At 60.2% G+C, this 24,533-nt stretch carries 23 protein-coding genes and 3 pseudogenes; 15 read left to right on the plus strand and 11 right to left on the minus strand.

Annotated features, from left to right (window positions below; genetic code table 11):
• The first annotated feature begins 452 nt into the window (after positions 1-452).
• From AB7535_RS29855 to AB7535_RS29870, 4 genes are all read left to right on the plus strand, one after another.
• A complete protein-coding gene (locus AB7535_RS29855; RefSeq protein WP_085400522.1) occupies positions 453-980 on the plus strand; it encodes a hypothetical protein in 528 nt (175 codons plus the stop codon).
• A 30-nt stretch (positions 981-1,010) separates the two neighbouring features.
• Positions 1,011-1,670 (plus strand): isochorismatase family cysteine hydrolase, encoded by a 660-nt coding sequence (locus tag AB7535_RS29860; RefSeq protein ID WP_085400520.1) that lies wholly within the window; start codon positions 1,011-1,013, stop codon positions 1,668-1,670.
• Positions 1,671-1,769: 99 nt separating this feature from the next.
• Positions 1,770-2,747, plus strand: a complete 978-nt coding sequence (locus tag AB7535_RS29865; RefSeq protein ID WP_439037435.1) for an ABC transporter substrate-binding protein — start codon at positions 1,770-1,772, stop codon at positions 2,745-2,747.
• A gap of 28 nt (positions 2,748-2,775) precedes the next feature.
• Positions 2,776-3,594 carry an enoyl-CoA hydratase/isomerase family protein gene (locus tag AB7535_RS29870; protein ID WP_094184011.1) on the plus strand — a complete coding sequence of 273 codons (819 nt, stop codon included), beginning with the start codon at positions 2,776-2,778 and terminating at the stop codon, positions 3,592-3,594.
• 1,971 nt (positions 3,595-5,565) lie between these two features.
• On the opposite strand, the gene AB7535_RS29875 is transcribed toward AB7535_RS29870, so the two are convergent.
• From AB7535_RS29875 to AB7535_RS29885, 3 genes are all read right to left on the minus strand, one after another.
• On the minus strand, positions 5,566-6,393 hold the full coding sequence (locus AB7535_RS29875) for a universal stress protein (RefSeq protein WP_063982743.1): 828 nt from the start codon (positions 6,391-6,393) through the stop codon (positions 5,566-5,568).
• A 543-nt stretch (positions 6,394-6,936) separates the two neighbouring features.
• Positions 6,937-7,131 (minus strand): hypothetical protein, encoded by a 195-nt coding sequence (locus AB7535_RS29880; protein WP_063982742.1) that lies wholly within the window; start codon positions 7,129-7,131, stop codon positions 6,937-6,939.
• A gap of 30 nt (positions 7,132-7,161) precedes the next feature.
• A complete protein-coding gene (locus AB7535_RS29885) occupies positions 7,162-7,431 on the minus strand; it encodes a DUF2312 domain-containing protein (protein WP_063982741.1) in 270 nt (89 codons plus the stop codon).
• Positions 7,432-8,124: 693 nt separating this feature from the next.
• On the opposite strand from AB7535_RS29885, the gene AB7535_RS29890 reads away from it, so the two are divergent.
• The 3 genes and pseudogenes from AB7535_RS29890 (at position 8,125) to AB7535_RS29900 (ending at position 10,537) form a co-directional block, all read left to right on the plus strand.
• Complete coding sequence (locus AB7535_RS29890; protein ID WP_231143418.1) at positions 8,125-8,643, plus strand: Hsp20/alpha crystallin family protein; 519 nt, start codon at positions 8,125-8,127, stop codon at positions 8,641-8,643.
• A 312-nt stretch (positions 8,644-8,955) separates the two neighbouring features.
• Positions 8,956-9,363: pseudogene (locus tag AB7535_RS29895) on the plus strand (helix-turn-helix domain-containing protein); the annotation flags it as partial.
• Between the two features lie 190 nt (positions 9,364-9,553).
• Positions 9,554-10,537 (plus strand): zinc-dependent alcohol dehydrogenase family protein, encoded by a 984-nt coding sequence (locus AB7535_RS29900; protein ID WP_063982739.1) that lies wholly within the window; start codon positions 9,554-9,556, stop codon positions 10,535-10,537.
• A 9-nt stretch (positions 10,538-10,546) separates the two neighbouring features.
• Here AB7535_RS29900 and AB7535_RS29905 read toward each other — a convergent pair whose 3' ends face one another.
• Positions 10,547-12,292 carry a PHA/PHB synthase family protein gene (locus AB7535_RS29905; RefSeq protein WP_354113107.1) on the minus strand — a complete coding sequence of 582 codons (1,746 nt, stop codon included), beginning with the start codon at positions 12,290-12,292 and terminating at the stop codon, positions 10,547-10,549.
• 426 nt (positions 12,293-12,718) lie between these two features.
• On the minus strand, positions 12,719-13,444 hold the full coding sequence (gene phbB, locus AB7535_RS29910) for an acetoacetyl-CoA reductase (RefSeq protein WP_231143420.1): 726 nt from the start codon (positions 13,442-13,444) through the stop codon (positions 12,719-12,721).
• A gap of 123 nt (positions 13,445-13,567) precedes the next feature.
• Between phbB and AB7535_RS29915 the strand changes: the two genes are divergently transcribed.
• From AB7535_RS29915 to AB7535_RS29935, 5 genes and pseudogenes are all read left to right on the plus strand, one after another.
• On the plus strand, positions 13,568-14,401 hold the full coding sequence (locus AB7535_RS29915) for a universal stress protein (protein ID WP_231143421.1): 834 nt from the start codon (positions 13,568-13,570) through the stop codon (positions 14,399-14,401).
• The gene (locus tag AB7535_RS29920) at positions 14,401-14,751 is read left to right on the plus strand and encodes a c-type cytochrome (protein ID WP_224580863.1); all 351 of its coding nucleotides are present in this window, start codon (positions 14,401-14,403) and stop codon (positions 14,749-14,751) included. Before AB7535_RS29915 ends, AB7535_RS29920 begins: the two co-directional genes overlap by 1 nt.
• Positions 14,752-14,950: 199 nt before the next feature.
• The gene (locus AB7535_RS29925) at positions 14,951-15,262 is read left to right on the plus strand and encodes a c-type cytochrome (RefSeq protein WP_166101135.1); all 312 of its coding nucleotides are present in this window, start codon (positions 14,951-14,953) and stop codon (positions 15,260-15,262) included.
• A gap of 190 nt (positions 15,263-15,452) precedes the next feature.
• Positions 15,453-15,974, plus strand: a pseudogene (locus tag AB7535_RS29930) (efflux RND transporter permease subunit); the annotation flags it as partial.
• Positions 15,971-16,282 (plus strand): DUF3240 family protein, encoded by a 312-nt coding sequence (locus AB7535_RS29935; RefSeq protein ID WP_231143422.1) that lies wholly within the window; start codon positions 15,971-15,973, stop codon positions 16,280-16,282. The pseudogene AB7535_RS29930 and the gene AB7535_RS29935, both read left to right, overlap by 4 nt.
• Before the next feature lie 18 nt (positions 16,283-16,300).
• Here the strand turns inward: AB7535_RS29935 and AB7535_RS29940 are convergent, their stop codons facing one another.
• The 3 genes and pseudogenes from AB7535_RS29940 to AB7535_RS29950 form a co-directional block, all read right to left on the minus strand.
• Positions 16,301-18,589: a heavy metal translocating P-type ATPase gene (locus AB7535_RS29940; protein ID WP_354113105.1), complete on the minus strand. Its 2,289-nt coding sequence runs from the start codon at positions 18,587-18,589 to the stop codon at positions 16,301-16,303.
• Positions 18,590-18,845: 256 nt separating this feature from the next.
• Positions 18,846-19,195, minus strand: a pseudogene (locus tag AB7535_RS29945) (c-type cytochrome).
• Between the two features lie 26 nt (positions 19,196-19,221).
• Positions 19,222-19,500 carry a hypothetical protein gene (locus AB7535_RS29950; protein WP_354113104.1) on the minus strand — a complete coding sequence of 93 codons (279 nt, stop codon included), beginning with the start codon at positions 19,498-19,500 and terminating at the stop codon, positions 19,222-19,224.
• A gap of 155 nt (positions 19,501-19,655) precedes the next feature.
• Here AB7535_RS29950 and AB7535_RS29955 point away from each other — a divergent pair, with 155 nt between their 5' ends.
• Complete coding sequence (locus tag AB7535_RS29955) at positions 19,656-20,108, plus strand: pyridoxamine 5'-phosphate oxidase family protein (protein ID WP_231143424.1); 453 nt, start codon at positions 19,656-19,658, stop codon at positions 20,106-20,108.
• A 150-nt stretch (positions 20,109-20,258) separates the two neighbouring features.
• Positions 20,259-20,615 carry a c-type cytochrome gene (locus tag AB7535_RS29960; protein WP_038944690.1) on the plus strand — a complete coding sequence of 119 codons (357 nt, stop codon included), beginning with the start codon at positions 20,259-20,261 and terminating at the stop codon, positions 20,613-20,615.
• Positions 20,616-20,653: 38 nt separating this feature from the next.
• Here the strand turns inward: AB7535_RS29960 and AB7535_RS29965 are convergent, their stop codons facing one another.
• Positions 20,654-21,376, minus strand: a complete 723-nt coding sequence (locus AB7535_RS29965) for a hypothetical protein (RefSeq protein WP_354113103.1) — start codon at positions 21,374-21,376, stop codon at positions 20,654-20,656.
• 599 nt (positions 21,377-21,975) lie between these two features.
• On the opposite strand from AB7535_RS29965, the gene AB7535_RS29970 reads away from it, so the two are divergent.
• The gene (locus AB7535_RS29970; RefSeq protein ID WP_231143426.1) at positions 21,976-22,254 is read left to right on the plus strand and encodes a hypothetical protein; all 279 of its coding nucleotides are present in this window, start codon (positions 21,976-21,978) and stop codon (positions 22,252-22,254) included.
• Between the two features lie 232 nt (positions 22,255-22,486).
• On the opposite strand, the gene AB7535_RS29975 is transcribed toward AB7535_RS29970, so the two are convergent.
• Together AB7535_RS29975 and AB7535_RS29980 are read right to left on the minus strand one after the other, a co-directional pair.
• Positions 22,487-22,693, minus strand: a complete 207-nt coding sequence (locus AB7535_RS29975; protein WP_085400494.1) for a hypothetical protein — start codon at positions 22,691-22,693, stop codon at positions 22,487-22,489.
• A gap of 102 nt (positions 22,694-22,795) precedes the next feature.
• Entirely contained in the window at positions 22,796-23,359 is a 564-nt protein-coding gene (locus AB7535_RS29980) for a hemerythrin domain-containing protein (RefSeq protein ID WP_038958702.1), read from the minus strand.
• Positions 23,360-24,533 lie beyond the last annotated feature (1,174 nt).

Here is a 24,533-nt window from a genome sequence, read left to right on the forward strand (position 1 = left end):
GATCGTGATATCCGATCCCGGGGATAAAAAGTAGTGCTGCGGCGCCATAACCGGCACGACGGTCCGCTCCCGTGTCGACCAACTCGCGTCACTTTTGTCTTGAAAGCCAACGACTTGTGAATTGACCAACAACCGGATCAGCGCCGTTAGGGTGGTAAAGCCCGGCTGCACATTCGATCAAGACCTTCCCTCATAACAAAATCTCGCAGCGCCCTAACACGTGGCCCTCCGGCCGCGGGTGAAGCCGTGACCGGCTCACTTTTCGGCGGTCTCCCGCGGCTCCGCGAGGGCTAACGATCCATAACAATCGATAACGAGCAAATCTCGATCGACCGCACCAAAGTATGTGCAGGACGAGCGGCCGATCGATCTGTGACAGCGTCACGCAAATATACAGGGCCGTGAAGTCTGGCACACGTCAACTGCGCACAACGCAACGAGGAGACTGAGACATGACCAGCAACCAGATCGTCGATTCGAGCTTCACCGCCATCATCAACGCACCGATCGACCAGATCGACATTCCAACATGGTGCTTCAATCTGTCCGAGCGCGACTACCAGGGCTGCTCGCCGGCGCACATCGCCGCGGGCTTCACGACGGCTCCGGACGGCAAGCGGATGTCGATCAACGTCGAGACCATCGGCGGCAGCCTGATGGTGCAGCATTACGTCGAGACCCTCGGCGAAAAGGACCATCTGGTCCTCGATTCCACCTCCGACGTGTTCACGCCGACCGGGCGAACGACCATTCACGTGACCTGGGAGCTGAGCGTCAAGGAGATCGAGCCCGGCAAGTGCGAATTCACCAACCGCGTCCGCTCGTACGCCACCGACGAATTCATGGCGTTCATCGGCAAGCAGGGCATCCCGTTTGACCTGTTCCGCGCCCAACGCCAGCCCGCCTCGATCGCGCACAATCAGAGCGAAACGCCGGAGTTCGCGGCCAGCATCGAGCGCGCCGCGCTTCGGAACAACTGACACAGCGGCACCGTCGCAAGGGAGAGTCACATGACGCAGCTTTCATACGACAAGAACGACACCGCCCTCCTGGTTGTCGATCCCTACAACGACTTCATCTCGGAGGGCGGCAAGATCTGGCCACGGATCAAGGCCGTGGCCGAGGCGAACAATTGCGTTCCACACATGCAGCAGGTGCTGCATGCCGCGCGTGCCGCAGAGCTCCGGGTGTTCTACGCGATGCATCACCGTTACCGCGCCGGCGACTATGAATCCTGGAAGTATGTCGCGCCCGTGCAGCGGAGGGCGTGGCAGGCCAAGAGCTTCGAGTTCGGCACCTGGCGCGGCGAATTCCGTGCCGAATTCGTCCCGGAGCCGGGCGAGATTGTCGCCAGCGAACATTGGTGCTCGAGCGGCTTCGCCAACACCGATCTCGATCTCCAGCTGAAGCGCCACGGCATCCAGCGGCTCATCGTCATCGGACTCATCGCCCACACCTGCATCGAGGCGACCGTCCGCTTTGCTGCTGAGCTTGGATATGACGTCACGGTCGTCAAGGACGCCATCGCCGACTACTCAGACGAGATGATGCATGCCGCGCTTACGATCAATATGCCGAACTATGCCAGCGCGATCGTGACGACCACGGAGGTCGTGGCGAGCATCTCAGCCAGCACCTTTGTAGCATCGGCCGCCGAACTGGCCGATTGACGGACCCGACCGGCGCCCGTCGGGCGCTGGTCTCTCATCATCAGCGCCCCTGAAGATTTACCGCCATTTCGCAGCTAAACTAAACAGAGAGGTTCGATCATGAAGCGCCGCGATTTTATGAAGGGCTTCGTCGGGGCAGCGGTGTGGCCGTCGTTTCGGAGAGAAAAGCGGAGCAGGCCTCTCATCGGCTTCCTGAGCAGTCGATCGCGCGGCGATTCGACGCGCATCTTGACCGCGTTTCGCCAAGGGCTGGCGGAGGCTGGCTATATTGCTGGTCATGACGTCAGCATCGAATATCGCTGGGCTGGTGGCGACTATGAAAGGCTTCCAGCGCTTGCCGCTGACATCGTCGACAGGAGTCCGTCGGTACTGATTGCAGCCGGAGGCGAGCCATCCGCGCTAGCGGCGAAGGCTGCATCTGACAGCATCCCGATTGTTTTTTCTGTGGGCGGCGATCCGGTGAGGACTGGCCTCGTCAACAGCCTGAACCGGCCGGGCGGAAATATGACCGGGATCAGCCTTCTCGCCACGGAACTGGAGGCAAAGCGCCTCGGGCTGCTGCACGAGATGGCGCCCCGCGCGAAAGTTATCGGCGTTCTCGTGGATGACGATTTCCAAGAATCGCAAACGCAGACGCGCGAGATCGAGCTGGCGGCACGGGGGCTCGGCTGTTCCGTCGTGATTGCCTGTGCCAGCAGCGACCTCGAGCTGACAGAAGCATTCGAGCGGCTGAGGATTGCCGGCGTGGACGCACTGCTGGTTTGCGCGGCCCCCTTCTTTGATACGCGTCGGCGGTCCATTGTTGCACACGAAGCGCAACAGAATATCCCGGCGATTTGTCAATTTCGGGACTACGCCGCCGAGGGCGGCTTGATGAGTTACGGGATCTGTCCACCCGAGGGATACCGGCAAATCGGCCTCTACGCGGGTTTCATTCTCAACGGAATATCCCCGTCCGAGCTTCCCGTCGTCCGACCTGCAACGTTCGAATTGGTCATCAATCTCAGAACCGCCGCGGCAGCGGGGATCGACGTTCCGCCAAGCCTGCTCGCCTGCGCAGACGAGGCAATCTCGTAATTTTTCCTCGAACCAGATGGAGTTTTCAATGGCCCAGATCATGATCGAAAAGCCGTCCTCAGGCCTGTGGACCGCAACGTTCGCCAATCCGCCCATAAACCTGATCGATCCGGACACGATCGGCGAGCTTCAGGATCTCCTGTCCGCACTGGAAATCGACGCCGACGTCAAGGTCGTCGTGTTCCGAAGCGCCGACCCGGATTTCTTCCTGGCCCATTGGGATGTGCTTGCGGACAAGGCGAAGGTTGCCGCGATGCCGCCGGGACCGACGGGGATGCATCCGTGGATCGACGTGCTCGTGCGATTGTCGCGGGCACCAGTCGCCTCCATCGCTGAAATCCGCGGACGCGCACGCGGAGCCGGAAGTGAGTTCGTGCTCGCGTGTGACATGCGCTTCGCCAGTCGGGAGCGCGCGATTCTCGGGCAATTTGAAGTCGGCATGGGCGCTGTACCCGGCGGCAATCCGATGGCCCGGCTCGCCGGGCTAATGGGGCGAGGCCGCGGCCTGGAAGTCATTCTCGGGGCGGACGATTTTTCTGCGGACCGCGCCGAGCAATACGGCTACGTCAACCGCGCTTTACCCGACGAGGAGATTGAGGCGTTCGTCGATGGTTTTGCGCGTCGGCTGGCCTCATTCGAAAAGCACGCTCTCGCTGGTGCCAAGGCTCTCATGAACGAAGTCACGCTCCCGCCCGACGCCGTGTTTCAGCATGCGCTGGCGGCCTTCTTCGAATCTGCGGCCCACCCGAGTACACGGGTACGCGGGGCATCGCTGATCAAGCGCGGACTTCAAACTCGATCCGATACCGAGCTTCGACTTGGACACGCGGTGGCGGAATCATCCTGAGGGACACAGCCAGAGCATGGCCAAGCCCCGAACGCTCCACATACCGAGATTGTTGCGCCTGCGTCGGCGAGCAGTGAATGCACCGCACGAAGAGATACTATCGTTCAACGGGCTGGTGATATAGTTCCGCACTGGGTCTGACGGTGCCCGACTAGAGACGGCGGTCGCCTGTCGCTCGATAAGCGAACATATCGCTTAGCGCCTCCAGTACTTTTCTCGCGACCAGGGCCCGATACATCAGCGGAATGCGTCTCGAGGGCATTGGTAGCAAAGAACTTTCCGAGCGGGCTACCCTACCAAGTGTGAAGCCCATTACGACGGCATATCGCTACCTTGGGTTTATGGTGCGCTCGGAGGGCGTTCACATTTTGCGTAATTTCAATGATTTACCAGAAGGCACTTCGACAAAGGTGCATTTCCTCCGCTCAAGTACCTTTCAGCGCAACGGTTCGAGCATCAGCTCGGTCACTGTTGGCCGCCGGTTTCTTGCTGTTGCGAAACGGCCTCTGCACAAAGTGCAACACGTGCGGCTCCACAACTGGGTCCTCCTTTGTGTGGGGTCGACGTGTGGGGTCGGCGAAAGTTGTCCACCCCGCATACCATTGTGTCCATTGCGCTCAGTTTCGAATGTCCATTCGGAGTGAGCCGCTGCAGAAGAGCGAAAGCCCACCGACTCGGTGGGCTTTTTGCTGCACTAGCAAAAATGAGGATCGCTGATAGACGAGAAGGCTCGACGAAATTGCGGTGGGTTCTACGCAGCTGTGGGAACCCGGCCCCGCTGCACGCGGGCACTTAATGACGGCATTTTACTAGCATCATGCAGGTAAAACACAATGCGATCCATTTTCTGGAAGTCTTTTCAAATCCTTACGGCGCATTCTATGCGCATTTCCGCGGTGGACCTTCGCGTGCTTGACCTTATGCGAACCGGGCACTCGAAGAACTCGAAGCCGAGCAGGAGCGTTGTGCTCCACGCTGGAATTTGGCACTGGCCGGATTCGATTTTGGCACTGGCCTTCCCACTCAGCGCACTGCCCGATCAATCCAACGGTAGAACCCGCCCCTGAAGGATCAATGCTAACCCTCCGCCTGTGCGTATTGCAGCGGAAGATGAGTCCATTGCAGATAAGAACGAGTTCCTCTGCCGTCGAATGAGCGAGGACCATGCCGCCGCTAATGCGGCTCCTCCGGATGGCGGCGGCGCGGTGTAGTGGGCCATCAGCTTGAGGTGGGCGCTGAGGTTCCTGGGCGGGTATGGCGCGATCTCATAGTAGTGCCGCACGCCAGCTTCCGCCGCGAACGGTTTGAGGACGCTGGAATGCAAAATCGCCTCCGGCTGGACTTTACGTAGGCCTTCAGCCCATTTGAAACGATTGCCGAACCATCCTGGTTCGCGCTCGTCGTGCTTTCGCCCGAGAGGATCCGGCTTGAGCTTCAGATATCACTCGTCGACCTTGATACCGTAACCGTCCGAGGTTGTCCCGTCCGTCAGGTTCGTTCCTTGCTGCGTGGACGATCCATCCGAGAGACGGGCCTCGTTTTCCGGGTATCCTCTTCCGTCGTTCACGGCGCCGGAAACGGCCGGAGGTTATCCACGCGACGCGAAGGCCGACCCAACGAGGCCCTATGTGATGTGGCCTGGCACGCAATACGAGCATTTGATGCTGCCGGCCCGCTGATCTCGCGATCCTGCATCCGCGCCAGTACGGTTCTGTGCGGGGCGCGCGCGATGAAACGCGCGTCCCCTATCGATCCTGCTGCGCCGCATGAGTCCGCTTGTGGCCCTTCGCGACAAATTGCAGCGCCACGCAATCTCGGTTGCGAACGAGGCGTCGCAGAAGTTGACGGACAGCCGTTATTGCAGAACACGACGCTTGAGACCCGAAGTCGCGGTCCCGGATGGTCCGGGCTGCCCATTCACAGCCGTGTCCCACATCGAGCTTCGCCCTTGCTCGGCCCGAGACGAGCGTTTCAATGCGACATGATCACCCAGCAAGGTGGCCGCCCGATGATAGTCTTGGTCGCGCCGCCCCAGACCCATTCGCTCAACCGATAATGACCGTAGGCCCCCATGACCAAGAGATCCGCGCCTCTAACTTTGACCTCCGCCTCGAGTATCTTTCCGACGGAACTGCCATCAATCCGCACCGTTTCGAAGCTTGCGCTAATGCCATGTTCGGCCAGATGGCGGACCACTGCCGCACCCGACTGCTGCTCCGCCAGGGTGTTGCCATCGGTCGCTGTGATGATCTGCACATCGCGAGCACGGCGCAGCATCGACAGGGCATCGCCAACGACTCTTGCAGCCGGCGCGCTATGGTCCCAGGCAACGATAATCCGGTCGAAGTTGACAGGCAGCTCGGCGGCGAGTTCTTCCGGGCACAACAAAATCGGTCGACCTGATTGAAAAATCAATCCCTCGATGACCCTTTCCGCTTGGTCATCGTCCGGCTTGACCGGAACAATCGACAAATCCTTCGGGCGTGCGCATAGCGCAAGGTGTTTCGGGGCATCCCCCGCTCTCAAATGCGCAACCCTCTGTACGTTGCGTACCCCGACCTCGGCGACGGCGGTATCGAACGCTTTCAATAAGCCTTGCGCATCCGTAGTGCTTCTGACCTCATCGGGGAAATCGGCCGAGATCATGACTTGCGGCCGAACAGAGACATCCTCTTCGACAACCAGCGCAGTGATCTCGGCGTCGAAACTCGCCGCCACATTAACGCATTTCGCGATCGCTGCAATTAATCTTGGGCTTGGGTTCCCAATGAGCGGCAAAAGCATATCCTTGATAGCCATTAGCGCTTCTCCGAGAATAGCCGTATTCTAGCTGATCCCAATGTCGCCTATTTGACGCAGGTCAACCCTTGCCCGACTTCGTGTATATGGTCGCCTGCGGCGAAGTCTATGCCAGCAATCGGTGCGATTTTTGAGCGCCCGCCTACACAAAAGCAGAACTTCACTGGGTAGCGCGAGGCGCTGACCGCACTGGAGCTACCAGTATCTATCGAGAGTCTGCAGCCCGAATTTCATGCCTCTCACTCCATACAAGCATTCCGATGCGATCTGCTGTAACCCGGGATCGAATACTGAAGGCGCGGCCGCCGGGACTGCCGTCCTAGCTTTCCAAAGGGATTGTTTGTTGCCGCGCATGAGTCCGGAATTGGCGCCATGACCGGACATGCCGCCCCGCTCCACTGCGATCGCCTTGCGGGGCCTCCTCATGCTCCGGTGGGATTGAAAACCGGGCTGGTGCGTTGGCGCGCGATGCGTATGCTGCGCTCGGTCAGGTCACGCAACTGCACGAACATCATCGCAGTCATCGATGCGTCGTTGAACGCATCAGACCAGCAGGCGCGGCCCGATGAATCGCAGAAAGCTTGGCAACACCTTCCAGACGATCGGCGCCGAAGTTGTTTCTCCCGGTGCACACGTCATGCACACGCCGCCCTTGAACCGATTGAAAAACTTGAACTCTCGCTCCAATCCCATGATTGGACGGCACAGGTTTGCGCGCATCGCACGGAAGAATTCCATGCGATGCGGTCCCTGAATTCTTGCAGGGTCTCACGCCGCCTTCGCGGCTTTGTCTGCCGGGGCGGTGTCCATGGCGCGCATGTAGAGATCGAGCAGTGACTCGCGCTCGTCGCGCTCGTCCTGGTCCTGCTTGCGCAGCTTGATGATCTCCTTGAGGATCTTGACGTCGAAGCCCTCGCCTTTGGCTTCCGAAAAGACTTCCTTCTTCTGCTCGTTCAACTCCTGCAGCTCGGTGTCCAGGTTCTCGATCCGCTCGACGAAGGAACGAATTTTTCCGCCGGGAATGGTGATGTCTGACATGGTGCCTCCTTGCCTGAATGAGGCCGTGAAAATGAGAGCAAAGAGATAACCAATCTCTTAACCTGGGTCGGTTCGAAAGCAGCTAGTCAGGGTATTGATCAGCTCGGGAACCCTATCGCGTGCCCCTCCTCGCGGTAGCCTGCGAACTCCGCCCGGTTCGGTGATCTACCGAGCCTCGGACCGGATCTAGGTCAGGCCGTTGCCAACAATTCGCAAGACCTCTGCCTCATCGCCTCGTTTTCAAGATAGACGGTCCCGTTTGCGACCGACCCGCGCGATATCTCAGGGATCTTTGACGAAGCCGACCACGGGAAATATCCCTCGCTGGACCGTCTTCACCTTCCACCGGGCTTCAGTCCGCTCCGATCGGTACGTTGTATCAACGCTTGGAGACCATACGTTCGAAGTTCAACCGTACTGCGGTCTCGAAGAGCTCCTGTCCGTCGCCATCAGCATGCTCGCTGTAGCTGCAAAGACCAAGACATCGAGCTTGTGAAGCGATGCAAGCTCACTGGGTACGCTCCCGCCTCATTAGGTCAACCTCGCCGACGCGCACCCTTTGCTTGCGGGCTTCCTCATCATGACCGGCCTTTCCGCCTCCAAATAACTCAGCCATTTTTGCGCTACATCAAGGCCGGCGCGAGCGGGCGGAGCACAATTTCCGATATTTCTTCAACCTGTGGGAGAGAGCAGATGAGCCTTCCGAGATTGTGGACCACCAGCCAGGAACCTGCGTTCGACCCGTTCAGGGCCATGCGACGCGAAGTGGAAGACGCGCTTCGCGCTTTCAATCAGGGTTCGTCCTCTCCCAGTATTGGGGCAGGCGAGCCGGCAATCAATGTGGCTGAAACGAAGGATGCCTTCGAAGTGACCGCCGAACTTCCCGGCGTGGACGAGAAAGATATCAAGGTCAGCCTGGACGGCAACCAGCTAGTCATCTCCGGCGAGAAAAAGGCGGAGAGCACGAAAGTCGAAAAGAACTGGCATGTCGAGGAGCGCAGCTACGGCTCCTTCTATCGATCGATGTCTCTGCCTTTCGAGCCGGAAGACGGAGCCGTCGAAGCTCATTTCGACAAGGGCGTGCTGCATCTCGCTATCAACAAGCCCGCCAAGGCCGTGAAGACCACCAAGACCATCGATATCAAGACAGGAGCTCCACCGAGCGCGAACCCAGTATCGGATAAGGCCACGGCGCCCGGCAAGGCTGCCTAGTCCTGTACAGTCTTCGTAACAAACCGGAGAGCCGGACCATGCGGTCTCCGGGGTTTGTCATTCCCGTTCTTCCGATGCCGTGATGAGATCCGCGGCGGGCTGCGCTGTCGGTCTGAAAGAGCCGCCTGCTGCGCTTCTACGATACGACGAGAGCTCCGATGAAAAGCCAGTTCACTCGATTGACGAGCCCGAGCAGGGGTGGTCGAGATTGCGTATTTCACGGACGTCCTGGCCCACACCGAGCCAGCGCGTAAGTCTTTCGACCAAGCCTCCCGCGACGGAGTGCAGAGTTGACGCCTCAAAGCCTTCAGCGCAACGGATCGGCTTGCCGTCGAGGCCATCATCGACACCACGGTGCGCCTGGTGAAGTGCGCGAGCATCGAGAAGGCCGCCGGCACCGGCATCCAGGTTGCTCGCAAGCTCTGGACGATGACCGCCTCCGAGCTGCGCCATGCTGATAATCACATGCTGCTGCTCGGGCGCAAGACTGCGATGGAGCGCGTCGCCATCTCCCTGCTGGAGATGGATCGGCGCCTCGCCGTCGCCGGCATGATGGCCCTGCCGATGTGCCGCCGCGACATCGGCGACTATCTCGGCCTCACGCTCGAGACCGTGTCGCGTGCGCTGTCGCAGCTTCACGTCCAGAGCATTCTCGGCTTTTCCCGTGCCTGCCAGATCGTGCTGCGCAACCGCCAGCGCTTGCACACTATCGATGCCTGATCGCTCAAGTTACGGGCGCGGTCTATTATCCGCTGAGCGGCCTGTTGCCGCTTCTCACGCCACCGGTTGCGATCGCGTCTAGAGCCTGCGGAAGCCGCCTGTTGCGCCCCCTTAGCGGACGGCGCACACTGGCACTAAATCCGCCAGGTACGACTGCACGATGCATTACAAGCCGTAACGGAAATGCGACATGTACGCGATGGTTCTCTCCGCCCGCGGCGCGCCGTTGACGTTCCAGCAACGACCCGACCCGATCCCCGCCCCCCGCGAGGTCCGCGTCAAGGTCAGTGCCTGCGGCGTATGCAGGACCGACCTGCACGTAGTGGATGGCGAGCTTCCCGGAATTCCCTATCCAATCATCCCGGGGCATGAAGTCGTCGGCCGAATCGATGCGATAGGCGCGGGCGTAGACGAGCTGAAGCTGGGCATGCGTGTAGGTGTTCCCTGGCTCGGCCACACCTGCGGCCAATGTTTCTATTGCCGCGCGGACAAGGAAAATCTCTGCGATCGTCCCAAATTCACCGGCTACACCCGCGACGGCGGCTTTGCTAGTCATCTCGTTGCCGATGCCAGATTTTGCTTTCCGCTTGGCGAGCGCGGCGATGACGCAGCCCTTTCGCCTCTGCTCTGCGCCGGACTAATCGGCTGGCGATCCTTGGCAATGGCAGGCGATGGCAAGACGCTCGGCATCTATGGCTTCGGCGCTGCCGGCCATATCGTGGCGCAGGTGGCGCGTGCACAGGGGCGGACCGTCTACGCCTTCACCCGTGGCGACGACCAGGACGCACAGCGACTTGCGCTTTCCCTCGGCACAGACTGGGCCGGCGCCTCGGAGGACATTCCGCCGACCGAGCTCGATGCCGCCATCATCTACGCACCGGTCGGGGCATTAGTGCCACTTGCCTTGCGCTCGGTGCGCAAGGGCGGGCGCGTTGTGTGCGCCGGCATTCACATGTCCGACGTTCCGACGTTCCCCTACCATATTCTCTGGGGTGAACGGCAGATCGTATCAGTTGCTAACCTGACCCGAAAGGACGGCATCGATTTTCTCGCCGCCGCGGCGAGGACCAACATTCAGACCTACACGACGGTATTTCCGCTCTCGCAGGCCAATGAAGCGCTCGCCTGTCTGAGGGAAGGCAAGCTCGTTGGCGCAGCCGTTTTGCGCCCCTGACCGCCGCGTCTACTGCTCAAGCACGTAAGAGCCCGGCGCGTCATCCAAAGGCGCGCTTTTTTCTGCCGCGCCCGCCGGCAAGGAGGCCGGAACGGGCTGACCGGAATGCGCGGCGAGAAATCGCGTCCACTCGGTCCACCATGATCCCTCGTGAGACGGCGCGCGCTTGATCCATTCGTCCGGGCCGAGATAGGGATCATGGGCCTTCCTGGCGAGCACCTGGTAGCTATGCCCTTCCTCGCTTGGTGGCGCGACGATGCCGGCATTGTGGCCGCCACTCGTCAGGACGTAGGTGATGTCTGCATCGGCAAGGAAATTGATCTTGTAGGTCGATTTCCAGGGCGCGACATGGTCGCGCAACATACCGACGACAAACATCGGCATATGGAGATCCGAGAGAGCGACCGGCCTGCCGTTGACCTGGTAGCGCCCCTCGGCGAGATCATTGTTGAGGAACAGCCGCCGCAGATAGTCGGAATGCATTTGATAAGGCATGCGCGTGGCGTCGGCATTCCACGACATCAGCTCGCTCGGTGCGGCGCGCTCTCCGACCAGATAATCCCGCACGACGCGCGACCAGAGCAGGTCGTTGGTCCGCAACATCTGAAAGGCCCCGGCCATCTGTGCCGTTCCGAGCAGCCCCTGCCGCCACATCATATCCTCGAGGAACGATACCTGGCTTTCATTGATGAACAAGGTGAGCTCGCCAGCTTCCGTGAAATCGGTCTGCGCCGCGAGCAGTGTCGCTGTTCGCAGGCAGTCGGGTCGCTCGCGAGCCAGTCTGGCTGCCGCAATCGACAACAGCGTGCCGCCGAGGCAATACCCCGCGGCGTGAATGGCCTGTCCAGGCCGAAGCGAGTTGATGGCGGCGATGGCAGCATCCACGCCGAACTCGCGGTAGTCTTCGAGGCTGAAATTTCGATACTCAGGCGTTGGGTTCTTCCATGAGATCATGAAGACGGTGAAACCGCTTTCGACCAGATAGCGGACGAGAGAATTGCGCGGCGACAGATCGAGAATGTAGTACTTCATGATCCAGGCAGGCACGATCAGAACGGGTTCGGGCCGCACGGTCGGCGTCGTCGGAGAATATTGGATTAGCTCGATCAGCTCGTTGCGATAGACGACTTTGCCGGGTGTGATCGCAACATCCTTACCCGCGACGTAAGTCTGATCGCTCCTCAGCCTTGCACCGGCGAGCAGAGCCTGCCAATCCTCGGCAAAATTGTGCAGGCCGTAGACGAAATTGCCTCCGCCGGTCTCCATGATCTTGCGCAGAACCTCGGGATTGCTAATGGCGAAGTTCGTCGGAGCCACCGTATCCAGGCATTGGCGAAGCGCGAAGTCGGCGATTGCCGCGTTCGAATGGGCCAGTCCGTGAATACCGATCGTCGTCGAATGCCACCATTGTTGGGTCAGCAGGAAAGCCTGGGCCAGGAGATTGAAGGACGGCAGCTCCCAATCTGAGCCCGTGAAACGACGGTCGTTCTCCGGCGGCCTGATCACTGACCAAGGCTGGAATATCGCATGCCTCGGCACCATAGCATCGACAAGATCAGACGCATTCTGGATCGCCCGGCCGGCAAGACTGGCCTGCTTACCGGGTGAGGCCAGGAGGTGCAGTTGCCAGTCGGCAAAAGCCAGGGCCAGCGCTGCCGGCGAGATGCCGCCCGTAAAGCGCGCCAGCGCCGCGTGGAAGGATCGGTCGATGGCATCGACGGCTGCATCGGACCCGGACGGCTGCGCTGGCACCATTGCCTCAGTAACCGGAGGCTCGACGGGGACCTGGTCACAATTCGAAGCTATGGGAATGCGGCTGACGGATGCTGGAGGCGACATGGTGAACTCCTTTGGCCCCCGCAACCTAACCACGTTGTCCGAGACCGAATTGAGCTGCATCAACCCCGAGATCGAGCTGCCTCTTACCTTCCTGGCCAAGTGATCAACAGGCCGGCGAGCCCTTCGATGATCGAGCAGCCTAGCGGGACTAAGGCTTTGGGGGTGGCCTGTTCGGCTTCATCGCACCGTCGGCGGCAATGTTGGCGACGATAATTGCTATCGCGGTCGCTTATTTTGTCTCGGCGGAGATTGCCGAGGGCCTGGCGGTTTCAAGTCCGTTAGACCCGGAGGTGAACGGCTCGGGTGAGTTGGAAGCGTTGACGGTCAGTGACCTGTCCACGCTCAAATCATGTACTGGCCGCCATTGATCGACAGCGTCGACCCGGTGATGAATCCCGCCTCTTCTGCTGCCAAAAACAGGACAGCGCGCGCAATCTCTTCCGGTCGGCCGAGACGGCCGACCGGAATCTGCGGCAGGATGCTCTTCTCCAGAATATCCTGCGGCACGGCATCCAGCATCTCGGTATGGATATAGCCGGGGCAGACGGCGTTTACCGTGATTCCGAGACGCGCCGTTTCCAGCGCCAGCGCCTTGGTGAATCCAAGCTCGCCGGCTTTGGCCGCGGAGTAGTTTGTCTGGCCGAACTGGCCTTTCTGTCCGTTGATCGACGAGACATTGATGATTCGGCCATACCGTCTTGCGCGCATGCCGTCGATCACCTGTCGACACATGTTGAACACACCGTCGAGATTGGTGCGGATCACGGCATCCCATTGCGGCTGGGTCATCTTATGAAACGTGGCGTCACGAACGATGCCGGCATTGTTGACAAGAATGTCGATTGGCCCGACTGACGCCTCAACGGCCTTCACTCCGGTAGCGCAAGCGTCGAAATCACCGATATCCCATTGATGGGCTGAGATGCCTGTTCGGCTCGCGAAGGCTTTGGCGGCCTCGGCATTTCCGGCGTAGGTCGCCGCTACGAGGCAACCCTCGGCCTGAAGCGCTTGAGATATGGCGGCGCCAATGCCTCTGGTACCGCCAGTTACCAATGCCACCCGCGCCATATCTAGAACTCCCGCCCTATGGTCAAAACGATACCCGGGGCGCCGGCTACCGCTTTGACGTGCGTCAAGGCTCTCGATGTCGACCTGTGCTGCTCTTCAGCCCGATCGGAACGGGAGGCACGCATGTTCAAGGACTTACTGGTGCATATTCCTACGGAGCGCTCACCGCGGCCTGCCATCGACGCTTCTGTTTCTCTTGCAATGAGTGCTTCGGCACATCTGGATGCAATTGCAACAGGATATGCTTCGACGAACGTGCCGTTTCTTGCGGAAGGCGGCGCAGCCATCGCATCGTCCCTGCAATTCGAGTATGAACGTGCGCTGGAGCGAGCCGAGGCAGCGCTGCGCGTCTTCGAGGTCGAGGCGAAGAACGCCCGGATCAACTATGGAAGGTACGCACTGAACGGAACTCTCGCCGACGCGGTTGCGAAAGCTGGTGCAGCGGCGCGCCTCTATGATCTGACGATCGTGTCACAAGGCGACCCCGAGGGCGACACGTTTGACGACCGGCTTCCGAAGGAACTGCTCGTGCAGGCGGGTGGGCCCTTGCTGTTCATTCCCTATACTTTCCGGGGTGCGTTCAAGGCGGCACGCGTCGGCATCTGCTGGGACGGCAGCCGCCTTGCCGCCCGCGCCTTGCGGGACGCGATGCCATTTATCATCGACGCAGCCGCTCTGACGACCATCACCCTCAATGCATCCGAGGTACCGCCTGATGCATCGCCCGAACGCCTCCTGACACATCTCGCGCGGAAGGGCTTGCCGGCGAAGGCCGTTTCGCTTCAGGCCGACCGTAGCGATCTGCAAGCGAGCATCCTGTCGATCGCTGCGGATGAAAGCCTCGACCTGCTGATCATGGGCGGTTACGGCCACTCTCGACTTCAGGAAACGGTATTCGGCGGGGTCACGCAGGAAATGTTCCGCAGTATGACAGTTCCGGTCATGATGTCGCACTGATGGAGCACTACGTGAGGACGCATCTCGGAACTGGACGTGCCGTGGCAGGCGCCATACTCGTTGCGGGTTTGTTTTTCTCCCCTAACCCAACCGCAGCTTCGAGCGTCGAGCAAGGCCGACGTCTTGCGCTGCTGTATTGTGCGAAGTGCCACTCGACCGACAAGGTCAGCCCAAGCCCCCTCAAGATTGCTCCACCGTTCAGGACGTTACACGAGCGATATCCGATCGAGATGCTGCAGGAGGCCTTGGCCGAGGGCATCGTCACTGGGCATCCGGCGATGCCGGAATTTCAATTCGATTCCGACCAGGTCGGCGATTTCATGGCGTTCCTGAAGACGTTGGAGCAATGAGCTAACAGACGTGCGCGATCGAGAGAAGCCTTGGTCGGACATCGCCCCGGGCTGCCTTGCCGTAACGCGCGGCGAGCGATCGATCAACACGCCGGTCCACGACGACGGGGGACCACTTATCTTTCTGCTGCTTCACGTGGAAGACGTCACCGGTCAGATTGTCCGCCGACAATAACGCTCGATCCTTGGGGACCCTCGCATGTCGAAAGCATTCAGATTGTCGTCCGCCACGATTTGCGCGCTTGCGATCGTGACACCGGCCGCAGCGGCGGACGCGGATCACGGCAAGGACATCGCAAAGCGTTGGTGCGCCGCGTGCCATCTCGTCGAAAGCGGCCAGAAGAAAGCCTCCGACCAGGCGCCGCCGTTCTCCACCTTCGCGAAGATGCCCGATTTCGACCAAAACAAGCTCGCTTTCCTTCTACTCGCACCGCATCCGAACATGCCGACGCTATCGCTGAACCGGACGGAAATCGCGGATCTCGCGGACTACGTCCGCACACTCAAGTAGGGCACGGCCCACCGCCGCCGCCAAGGTTCGAAGCCGGGGTTGAGATGGGTCAATGCGGAACTTCCGATGCACGGATAGAGTCGAAAGCGTGCCGAGCGGCGCGAGCGCGCTCAGGTGCCGTTCTTCGACGACACCGGCCGGGAGAACGTCGTTGTGATTTCCCGCCGGTCTACGGCGCTGCGGCCGGACCTGTTTCCAGCAGCGCGCCGCCGCGCGGCTCTCTGTCGTGGTGCCGGTCGTCATCGGCCTGATCTTCGTGCTGCTGTTCACCACATTTGGCTCGGTGCGCCATGCCCTGCTGGTGCTGGTCAACATCCCCTTCGCGCTGATCGGCGGCGTGTTCGCGCTGGTCTCAAGCGGGGAATATCTGTCCGTTCCGGCGTCGGTCGGGTTCATCGCGCTGCTCGGCATAGCCGTACTGAACGGCGTCGTGCTGGTTTCCTATTTCAACCAGCTACGCGCTCACGGCCTGAGCGAGGGTCGCATCGTCGTCGAAGGCGCCATGCGAAGACTGCGGCCCGTTCTAATGACGGCCAGCATCACGGCGCTCGGATTGATCCCGCTGTTGTTCGCCTCCGGTCCGGGATCTGAAGTGCAGCGACCGCTGGCCATCGTCGTGATCGGGGGCCTGGTCTCGTCGACAATGCTGACGCTGATTCTGCTGCCGATCCTGTATCGCCGCTACGGCGACGCTGCGAAGGGGGCCAAATGACGAGCGTGTCCGTCTGCCTCACGCTGATCCTGCCGCGCCAGCTTCGCGACGAGCTCTTCGACTATCTCAGCGAACAGACCGATCTGGTGAGGGGTTTCACGGCCTCCGATGCTGCCGGACACGGCACCGCCGTGCGGCTCCAAAGCATGGCCGAGCGCGTCAAAGGGCACGCCAATCAGGTCATCGTATGGATTGTCCTACCACGGAACGATGCCGCGCGCCTGCTCGACCGGGTTCGGGCTTCGTTCACCGGCACCAACCTCGTCTATTGGATTCCGCCCGTGGCGGAATTCGGCACGATCGACTAACCGACATCGCCAAGCTGCTCAGTCCGCCGCCACGGCTTCGTAAATATCGTCCTCTTGGGCCGTATGCATGCGCACCAGCGTTTCGATCGCCTCGATCACACGCTGGGCATCTCGAATAAGATAGCGGTCGATCTTTTCTGACGGCAGGTCGGCCGCGATCCGTGCGAGCAGCCGCGCAAGGTGCAGGATCTCACGATGCGCGCGGCTCATGGCAGAGAGGCCGTGGCGTTCGCGCAGCACCTCCGCAATCTTCGGATAGACGCTGCCCTCGTCCTCGCGTTCGTGCTTCACTACGCTGCCCTGAACGAGGCGATCAGCCTCTTCGATCAAGGCCGCAGCGGCGTCTGGCGGCACATCGTCGATCGCATCGACGATCTTGCGCAGTCGGTCGAGATCCCCGAACAGCGCCTGATGGTCGTGATGCAGTGCCAGGCCCTGCTCTGCGGATATCCGGCGACCGGCGCTCCCATGGGCTGGAGTGAGCGCCCGCAGCGCGTTCAGGATGACGGCAACATCGATCACCTCCTGCACGATCGCCGCCGGCACGGGATCCAGCCAGCCAACGGTAGCGGCCACCATGGCAGCTATCGACAATCCCATGCCAATAATGACGCTTTGGAGAGCGATACGCCGTGCCCGCTGCGCAATTATGATCGCTTCGCCGACGCGATCAAGCCGATCGGTAAGGATGACCACATCCGCAGCCTCGGACGAGGCGCTCGCGCCGCGTGCGCCGAGCGCGACCCCGATATCGGCCACGGCCAGTGCCGGGGCGTCATTGATGCCATCACCGACCATGATGGTCGGATGCAGCCGCTGTTCAGTGCGCACCGCCTCGACCTTGTCCGAAGGAACGCGGTCGGCCAGCACGGCATCGAGGTCGAGCGCTGCTCCGATTGCCTGCGCCGCTGCGGCACGATCGCCTGTGACCATCACCATTCGCACGATGCCAGCATCGCGCAGCAGCCGGATCGCTCGCGGCGTATCAGCCCGTAGCTCGTCGGCCAGCAGCAGCGCACCGATTGGACGGCCGTCCACGGCAACAAAGACGATCAGCGCCGAGCGCCACGATGCGCGGCGGATTGCCCGCAGCTCCCACGGCGACAGCTCGCCATGTGAGCGAAGCAGCTCTCGCGAGCCCGCAGTTACCTGGCGGCCGTCGATCAGGCCGGACAAACCGGTGCCCATGGTTTCTTTGACCTGTTCGGGCGCTTTGAGCTCGAGACCGCGATCGATGGCCGCAGAGACGACGGTCTTGGCGAGGACGTGATGCGAGGCCTGCTCAAGCGATGCCCCAAGCGTGAGGACCTCGTCCGGATTTTCCCCCGGAGCGACTTCAACTGAAAGCAGCCGCGCACCTCCAACCGTGAGGGTGCCGGTTTTGTCGAAGAGCACGGTGCGCGCGCGAGCCAGCGCCTCCAGTGCCCCTCCGCCCTTGACCAAGATGCCGCGACGGGCCGCTTGCGCCACGCCGGCGATGAAGGCGACAGGTGCGGCCAGAATCAGGGGGCAAGGCGTTGCCGCCACCAGCACAGCGAGGCTGCGGGTCAAATCACCGGAGATCCGCCACGCCAGAAAGGCGATGACGAGCGTCACGGGAAGAAAGATCAGCGCATAGCGATCGGCCAACCGCACAAAGGGGGCCTTCGCCGTTTGCGCCGCCGTCACCATGCGCACAATACCAGCGTAGGTACTCTCGCCAGCCGGTGCGGTAACGGTCAACTCGAAGGTCTCACCCGCATTCAGCGAACCGGAAAGAACGGCGCTGCCGCGTGTCTTCTCGACCGGGATCGGCTCGCCCGTAACCGCGGACTCGTCGATGGTCGCCATGGCCGAACGGACGATGCCGTCGACTGGCACGATCTCGCCGGCCCGTACCAGGAGTTCTTCGCTGACCAAGACCGCCTCGATCGGAACCTCTTCGATCCGCTCGCCAGTCTTGCGATGTGCCCGGCGCGGCGCACGATCGACCAGTGACCGCAGGTCGTGCTCAGCCCGCGCGATCGCGATATCCTCCAGCACGTTGCCACCGGAATACATCAGCGCCACCACGGCGCCGGCAAGCGGCTGGCCGAGCGCCAATGCCGTGCTCATCGACAGGAGCGCAATCGCGTCCACTCCCAGCCGGCCGCCCAGCAAGTCCCTGACGATCGAGACCGCCAGTCCACCTATCACGGGTGCCGTGCCGATTGCCCATGCGAAATCGGCCAGATCAGGACGGCCGGCAGCTCGCGCAAGGATACCCGCGGTTAATCCCGCGATTGCGATTGCAACCAGAGTCCATCGTAGAACCCGCTCAAACGACATGGTCTCATTCCAAAACTACCTGCATCATTCTCTTCCGAAACAAGCTCCGTTGTTTGACCAGAATCAATGACAAGTCTCGAGCACTCGCCTCCAACGAACGCAGCCATTCGCAAGGCGCCGATGAGCTAGGTCAAAATCTTTCCGAGGGGTCTGGCAGATGCTCTCAAGAGGACGACCACTGGGTCTCCGGTTTCACCCAAAGATGCTGTCTATTGTCCTTGAACGAATATTTTGGTCTCCTGGAGATGCTCAGACCTCATCGCGGCGGAGATTGTTTCGGCTTAGTTGGTTCCTGAATTGACTTCATGTAGTTTAGGACAGCCTCTGCATCGTCCCTGTTGAAGCGGAATGTCGGCATGGAGGGATGAATGCGCTATAGCCATCCTGTAGTCGTTGCAGGAAGTCGCTGTCATAGAGTTTGGTTTCGCTGAAGCTGCGAAAGGGCGGCGCTTGCCTGTTGGGACTCGCGCCGGTCCTACCAACTGAGTGACAGCGGGCGCACAATTGTTGCAGCAGCTCTTTGCCATGTTGCTGCTCCTCATCGCGCGCATGGGCGCAGGTGCTCGACCCGAGACCTATTGTCGAAAGTATCAGCAAGCATCGCATCATCGCAGTCGTTCCCGCGAAACAGTTCACCAACGCGAGGTAGCCTTGCCGTAGACATAGAGCGCAACCAGCCCGACGGTCACCACCGTCGAGAAGATCAAGATATTTCGATCCCAATCGACTCGCTCCTTCTCGGCTCTTCTGAAAGCGAGAGCCGTGAATAGGGCTTTCAAGGCAAATCGGCGCATCGAAGCAGCCCTCCCAGTCCACACGATGTCACCGCCGTTCAAAGCCAGCTTGATGCAGCTCAAAGCATGAGGTCGGTTGGCGATGGGGCCCGCTATAGCGACAAGCATAACTGCCAAACAGCGCTCCCTCCGAGAGCGATTGGCGCAATTGCGCTCAGGCGTATGGCAGGCCCACTGCGCCTACGCTTGGCGGTCGGCTTCCTCGATACTTGACCTGCCTCAAAACGTACACGCTAGTTCGAGGCTAAACTTGTCTAAATCGGAGGCGACCAATGGACGAAACGGTCAGGCGGAAAATCCTTCGGCTTCTGGATCAGCACCGGACGACGAGGATCGCTACCCTACGATCTGACGGCTGGCCCCAGGTGACCACTGTCGGCTACGCCAATGATGGGCTCGTCATCTATTTCCTTTGCGGAGCGGACAGCCAGAAGGCAGCTAACCTGGCGAAGGACGATCGGGTCTCGCTAACGGTGGATGACGATCCCACGCAAGTGATGGACATCGTGGGCCTATCGATGGCGGCACGCGCGAAGCTCGTAACGAATCCCGCCGAATTCGAAAAAGCCTTGCGCCTCCTGATCTCGCGGTATCCGAACCAGAAGAGCCTTGATCTCCCCATGCCGAACACTTCGGAGGTCTGCGTCTTCCGCCTGACACCCACGATTGTCTCCCTGCTCGACTACTCAAAGGGATTTGGACATACCGACCTGATCGCGTGCTAAAGAGCCGCATCCTGCGCTAAGGGCGGGTGCGCTCGGTCATTCTGCTTTCTTTCGCGAGAACAGCTGATCGGCAGGCGGTTTTGGCGATGAGATGCCCGCTGGCGCTCGCGCGGTTGCTGTGAGTGCCCCAACCGCGAGTTGAGACGGAACATGTTCCGCAGCATGCGAGTCAACATCAGCCTCGTGATCCTGATCGCGCTATTAGCGTTGTTTCTCGTCCGCGTGCACAAGGCGGACGGATCTAAACTTGCTGCAGACAGCGCGTTTGAAGGACGTCGCCTCGCGGAAGCATGGTGCAAGCCGTGTCATGCAATCGAACCGCACATGCCGGGAATGTCGGATCAGGCACCGGGCTTCGCGTCAATCGCAAACAGGTATGGAACGACGGCACTTTCGCTGAAAGTGTTCCTGAAGACCAGCCACCAGAACATGCCGAACCTCGTCATCGCGCCCGATCAGGCCGACGCTCTCGCGAATTACATCCTTAGCCTAAAGACTCAAGACTAGAACGTTGATCGGCGCGACCATGACCCTAAGCTCAGATCTTAGCGAGCCTGGTCGGCTTGCACGGTCTCGAAGAACGCAACGATCGCATCGATCTGGTATTCGACGAGCTTTGGCTTAAGCATTGCCTGGTTCGGGCCTACGCGACGGTGGTTTGACGTCAATAGCTCTCGGAGATAGTTGGCTGAAAAAGATGGCCGGCTGGCAATTTCGCTGAAGCTTGGCGCGGGGACGCGAAAGGCTGGTGTTTCCCTTGAAGCATCCGAGACAATGTGACAGAGGCCGCAGGTCCCGCGAGCGAGCGCGCGACCCTGCGCGATCTGATCCGCGAACAGCTGATCGCTGAACGGCGAGGTAACCGGCACCTGGATGGTGATCGAACTGTATCCGCTGGCGCGGTGGCAGGCATTGCATCCGTTCGTGAGATCCGAGTAAGCCTTGGCGAAAGCTGCACCATCCTTCTGTTGAATCGCGCGATCCAGAGCTTGCAGCTGTTCGGTAGTTTGGGACGAGCGCAGGCCTTCGGAGGGAGGCGGCGTTGCCTTCCGCAAGCTTGCCTGGATTTGTCGAAGCTCATAATTCGCCAAGTCCCAGTTGCCTAGCTTTCCGGCCAACCATAATTTGATGTGTTGGAATTGTATCGCGATCATAAGGTCGGACAGTTGGGACGACGTGCTGCCAGCCGACAAGTTCACCTGTGCTCCCGCATTAAATTGCGGGAGCATGGCAACAATCGCGGCGACCATCAGCGTCCGAAACTTCATGCCAGCGCTCGAGATGATGAGGCGATGCATTAACCAAGGACATCGAACGATTTCCTTGTCGATCCGCTCAAGCGGAACTGATCAGACGAGCAGGTTCGTAAAGAATGGTTCGGTGATCCCAGCGACTGACGACTCTGTTCCATCAGAAGCGACGGGGGTGACAAATTCGCTCTTGCAGATCCAGCAGCGCCAGAGCTCTTGCGCCTCCTGAGCATTGACGCGTTCGTGCCACTCGAGGTGTACTAACCTGGAACCACGGCGAGGGCATTCTTCATCATGCGGTGTTGAGACCGGTGCCATATAGAACCTCCCTCGTGTCCGATGCGCAGCATGCGATCTTGGCAGTATGGCGAAATGATCTAGATCAACGATTTGCTCGTTCTTCCGGCAGCTGACGTGGAGGCGACCTTTGAGTTGCGCCTCGGCGAAATTGCGGATGATCATAGAGCCCCCTTACGGCGATTGGAGCATGCGACATCCGTTGTTGAGCTGGATCAATGCGGACCCGAGGAATTGGGGTTTGTAAGCATGCCGACCTCCTCTTCAGAAGCCCGGGGTTGATTTGCATTTCGCTCCGCGACGTCGACAGGAGAGCCACGATGTCCAGCAAAATTAATGCCGACGATCTGACCGCGGTTGTGCGCTACGCGCTCGAAACCACCCGTGCCACGATTGTCTGTCCTTTCCACGATCGGGTTATCATCCGCGTCGGCGACGATGCCGCCGAGAGCCATGCCTTTGAGCGGGCGAAAAGAATCATCAAGAGCGATGGCGAGTTCTGGGCATCGGACGTCCTCAGGGAAGAATTCGGCCGTCAACTCGGCGCCGCCACAGATGGCCGATGCCCGGAGTGCGATCGGAGAGATCCCGGCACCTGAAGACACGGCCCGGACTTGACTCGCGGTCTTCACTCACCACGGTGCCGGACGATCCAACAGACCTGTTCGCGCTTCGCAATTCCATCTGCTCGCCCGCGCCGCCCATCCCAGCGAACAACAAAGTGGGATCGAGTCGGAGGGTTCCGCGCAAACCGTGGCCGCAACCAGCCGGATCGCCAGTGCGGTACAGGCGAGAACGAACAAGAGCGACAGCCACGATTAGATTAAATGATTAGGCTTCGACGTACGGGACGGCGAAGTTGTCGCACATTGAGGTGAACGCTTGTTTTGCTTCAGCACTCTCGAAGCAAAAATGCGTCCCTTTGTCGCCACGGTCTATCCACCAGTCGATTTGTCGTCCTCGTGCAATGCGGAACGCTTCTGCACGCAATTGATCTAATTGCCTTCCGTAGGCTCGAACAATCACACAATCTGCCATTTGGACGCTCCATCAACTAGCCAACCCCACTGGGCGTCAATTCCTTTTGGCGTTTGCCTTGAAGCATTTTGATCAGAAATCATGCGGCCCTTGACTGCACTTCTAGTGCCGTTCAGCTTCGGACTCTTGCTCCATCCGCAAGATGCGCGCTCGTAGCGCGTCGAAGGTTTCTTCAGCAGCCTCGCTAAACAGCGGATCCTCATGATTCGTTGAGGCCGAAGCGATCTCAGTCCAATCTGAAGGCTTTAGAACCCTAAGGGCGGCGGGGAAGAAATCGCGGTCTTCGATCATGATGTGACGCCGCTCGCTCTCTACGAAATCGCGCACGATGTTGTCCACATTTTGCCGAAGAATCTCCCGATCCGCCAGAACACTGTCGATCGCCTGAGCGACGCGGCGCAAACGCTGGGTCCCTTTTTGGTGCTCAAGCGTTAGATCGCCAACCCTTGCCGCCGCAGCTGGATCTCGAAGCTTTAGCTTGGCAAAGACCAATTCTTCTTGGGGATGATGATACAGCTCCGGATAGAGCTCGAAGTAGCTGATGATCGCGCGAATGACCTCATAGTCGGGGTGGCCCCCGCGATCGAAAATCTCAAGCTCGCGCTCAAGCACGGCGAGCAGCATCTCAATGTTGCGGTGTTCCCGGGATAGACGCTCAATGATCATTGCGACCTCCAATGGACCATTGAATGATGGAAGCTATCTTGAAAGCGATCCCAGTTTCTTGCGCTAGATCAAACACGGACGACCGGCCGTCGCGTCGTCTGGGACGACATACTGCTTTCTCGAGGGTCGAGGTAGCCGCGGACCGCGGCAAGACCGAATGCGCCTGACGGCACACGAGGTCTCGACGTCTACACCGTGAGCTCGCGCGAAGGGGAGCTTCGGCTTGAGCGAAGGGAAAGACCTTTCGTCTCCGCGCATATCCAATGACGGTCACCACCACGCATCGAGGTCGAGGGCGACGCCGTACTCGATGCTCGACGTAATGCACAGGCAGTGACGGCCTACGCCTAGTGCGGAAATGGTCGGCTTGCCATAAACCTTCGTATAGGTCCGTGCCCCCTTTAGGTGCTCGACGCTTCCCTACGTTCAATTGAGCCGCCGATCGCGATCGTCTTAGCTAAGTTATGCGGTAACGCTCTCGCTATCGCTGCCCTCCTTGGGGCGTTTCCTCCCTAGACTTGGGCCGCTTGTGGCAACGCAGGCGGCCTTTCTTTTTGCCCATCGGTTTCTCGGGTCCCTCGGGGGCCAGGGGCAGGTGCCGGGACCGCGCGACCGCACCACTTCGGTATATTTGCAGTTTCCGTTTTTCGGGTTTCGTATGCTGAATTTCGCTTTGGAGGTTCACGCGAGATGCGGTGCACTGATCTGACCGAGGCGACGATGCAAGGCTGGGCGCGGCTAGACGCAGCGCGGCGCCAGCGTTTTTTCGAGGCGTTCCTGGCAGCCGCGCCGCGGCTCGACAGGCTTGAACTGCGAGCCTGGCTTCGGCGGCGGCTAAAAAATCCACCGCTCGCCCCTCCGTTCCATCCGGCTCGCTTGATTGGGGATGCCGACATTGCCCTCGTCCTGAGGGCGACGGGCGAAGCTGATCGCGCCACCGACAGTTGACGATCCCTACGAGGACGAAGCCCACCGGTTGTGGGCGATCAAGCAGCGAAGACGGACGTGATCCGGCACATCGGCTAGGGCGCGTACTCTCCAGTATCAGTTGACCTAGGAAGGCGCTTGCGCAGCGCTTCCAAGGCAAGTCGGACGTGGTGCGCGGCGTCGCGATCAGCGGTTTTCTCTATGAACTCAAGCGCCCACATCAAGTATTGCATCGCGGCGACGGCGT

This window comes from Bradyrhizobium sp. 956_D2_N1_4 (assembly GCF_052076025.1).
Classification (GTDB): domain Bacteria; phylum Pseudomonadota; class Alphaproteobacteria; order Rhizobiales; family Xanthobacteraceae; genus Bradyrhizobium; species Bradyrhizobium barranii.

Excerpts from the sequence above, each read along its gene's own strand:
- AB7535_RS29890 (WP_231143418.1), top strand. The coding sequence starts at position 8,125 with ATGAGCCTTCCGAGATTGTGGACCACCAGCCAGGAACCTGCGTTCGAC.
- AB7535_RS29880 (WP_063982742.1), bottom strand. The coding sequence starts at position 7,131 with ATGGAATTCTTCCGTGCGATGCGCGCAAACCTGTGCCGTCCAATCATG.
- AB7535_RS29980 (WP_038958702.1), bottom strand. The coding sequence starts at position 23,359 with ATGATCATTGAGCGTCTATCCCGGGAACACCGCAACATTGAGATGCTG.
- AB7535_RS29885 (WP_063982741.1), bottom strand. The coding sequence starts at position 7,431 with ATGTCAGACATCACCATTCCCGGCGGAAAAATTCGTTCCTTCGTCGAG.
- AB7535_RS29900 (WP_063982739.1), top strand. The coding sequence starts at position 9,554 with ATGTACGCGATGGTTCTCTCCGCCCGCGGCGCGCCGTTGACGTTCCAG.
- AB7535_RS29855 (WP_085400522.1), top strand. The coding sequence starts at position 453 with ATGACCAGCAACCAGATCGTCGATTCGAGCTTCACCGCCATCATCAAC.
- AB7535_RS29965 (WP_354113103.1), bottom strand. The coding sequence starts at position 21,376 with ATGAAGTTTCGGACGCTGATGGTCGCCGCGATTGTTGCCATGCTCCCG.
- AB7535_RS29870 (WP_094184011.1), top strand. The coding sequence starts at position 2,776 with ATGGCCCAGATCATGATCGAAAAGCCGTCCTCAGGCCTGTGGACCGCA.
- AB7535_RS29955 (WP_231143424.1), top strand. The coding sequence starts at position 19,656 with ATGGACGAAACGGTCAGGCGGAAAATCCTTCGGCTTCTGGATCAGCAC.
- AB7535_RS29905 (WP_354113107.1), bottom strand. The coding sequence starts at position 12,292 with ATGGTGCCAGCGCAGCCGTCCGGGTCCGATGCAGCCGTCGATGCCATC.
- AB7535_RS29935 (WP_231143422.1), top strand. The coding sequence starts at position 15,971 with ATGACGAGCGTGTCCGTCTGCCTCACGCTGATCCTGCCGCGCCAGCTT.
- AB7535_RS29975 (WP_085400494.1), bottom strand. The coding sequence starts at position 22,693 with ATGGCAGATTGTGTGATTGTTCGAGCCTACGGAAGGCAATTAGATCAA.
- AB7535_RS29960 (WP_038944690.1), top strand. The coding sequence starts at position 20,259 with ATGTTCCGCAGCATGCGAGTCAACATCAGCCTCGTGATCCTGATCGCG.
- AB7535_RS29860 (WP_085400520.1), top strand. The coding sequence starts at position 1,011 with ATGACGCAGCTTTCATACGACAAGAACGACACCGCCCTCCTGGTTGTC.
- AB7535_RS29925 (WP_166101135.1), top strand. The coding sequence starts at position 14,951 with ATGTCGAAAGCATTCAGATTGTCGTCCGCCACGATTTGCGCGCTTGCG.
- AB7535_RS29875 (WP_063982743.1), bottom strand. The coding sequence starts at position 6,393 with ATGGCTATCAAGGATATGCTTTTGCCGCTCATTGGGAACCCAAGCCCA.
- AB7535_RS29920 (WP_224580863.1), top strand. The coding sequence starts at position 14,401 with ATGGAGCACTACGTGAGGACGCATCTCGGAACTGGACGTGCCGTGGCA.
- phbB (WP_231143420.1), bottom strand. The coding sequence starts at position 13,444 with ATGGCGCGGGTGGCATTGGTAACTGGCGGTACCAGAGGCATTGGCGCC.
- AB7535_RS29940 (WP_354113105.1), bottom strand. The coding sequence starts at position 18,589 with ATGTCGTTTGAGCGGGTTCTACGATGGACTCTGGTTGCAATCGCAATC.
- AB7535_RS29915 (WP_231143421.1), top strand. The coding sequence starts at position 13,568 with ATGTTCAAGGACTTACTGGTGCATATTCCTACGGAGCGCTCACCGCGG.
- AB7535_RS29970 (WP_231143426.1), top strand. The coding sequence starts at position 21,976 with ATGTCCAGCAAAATTAATGCCGACGATCTGACCGCGGTTGTGCGCTAC.
- AB7535_RS29865 (WP_439037435.1), top strand. The coding sequence starts at position 1,770 with ATGAAGCGCCGCGATTTTATGAAGGGCTTCGTCGGGGCAGCGGTGTGG.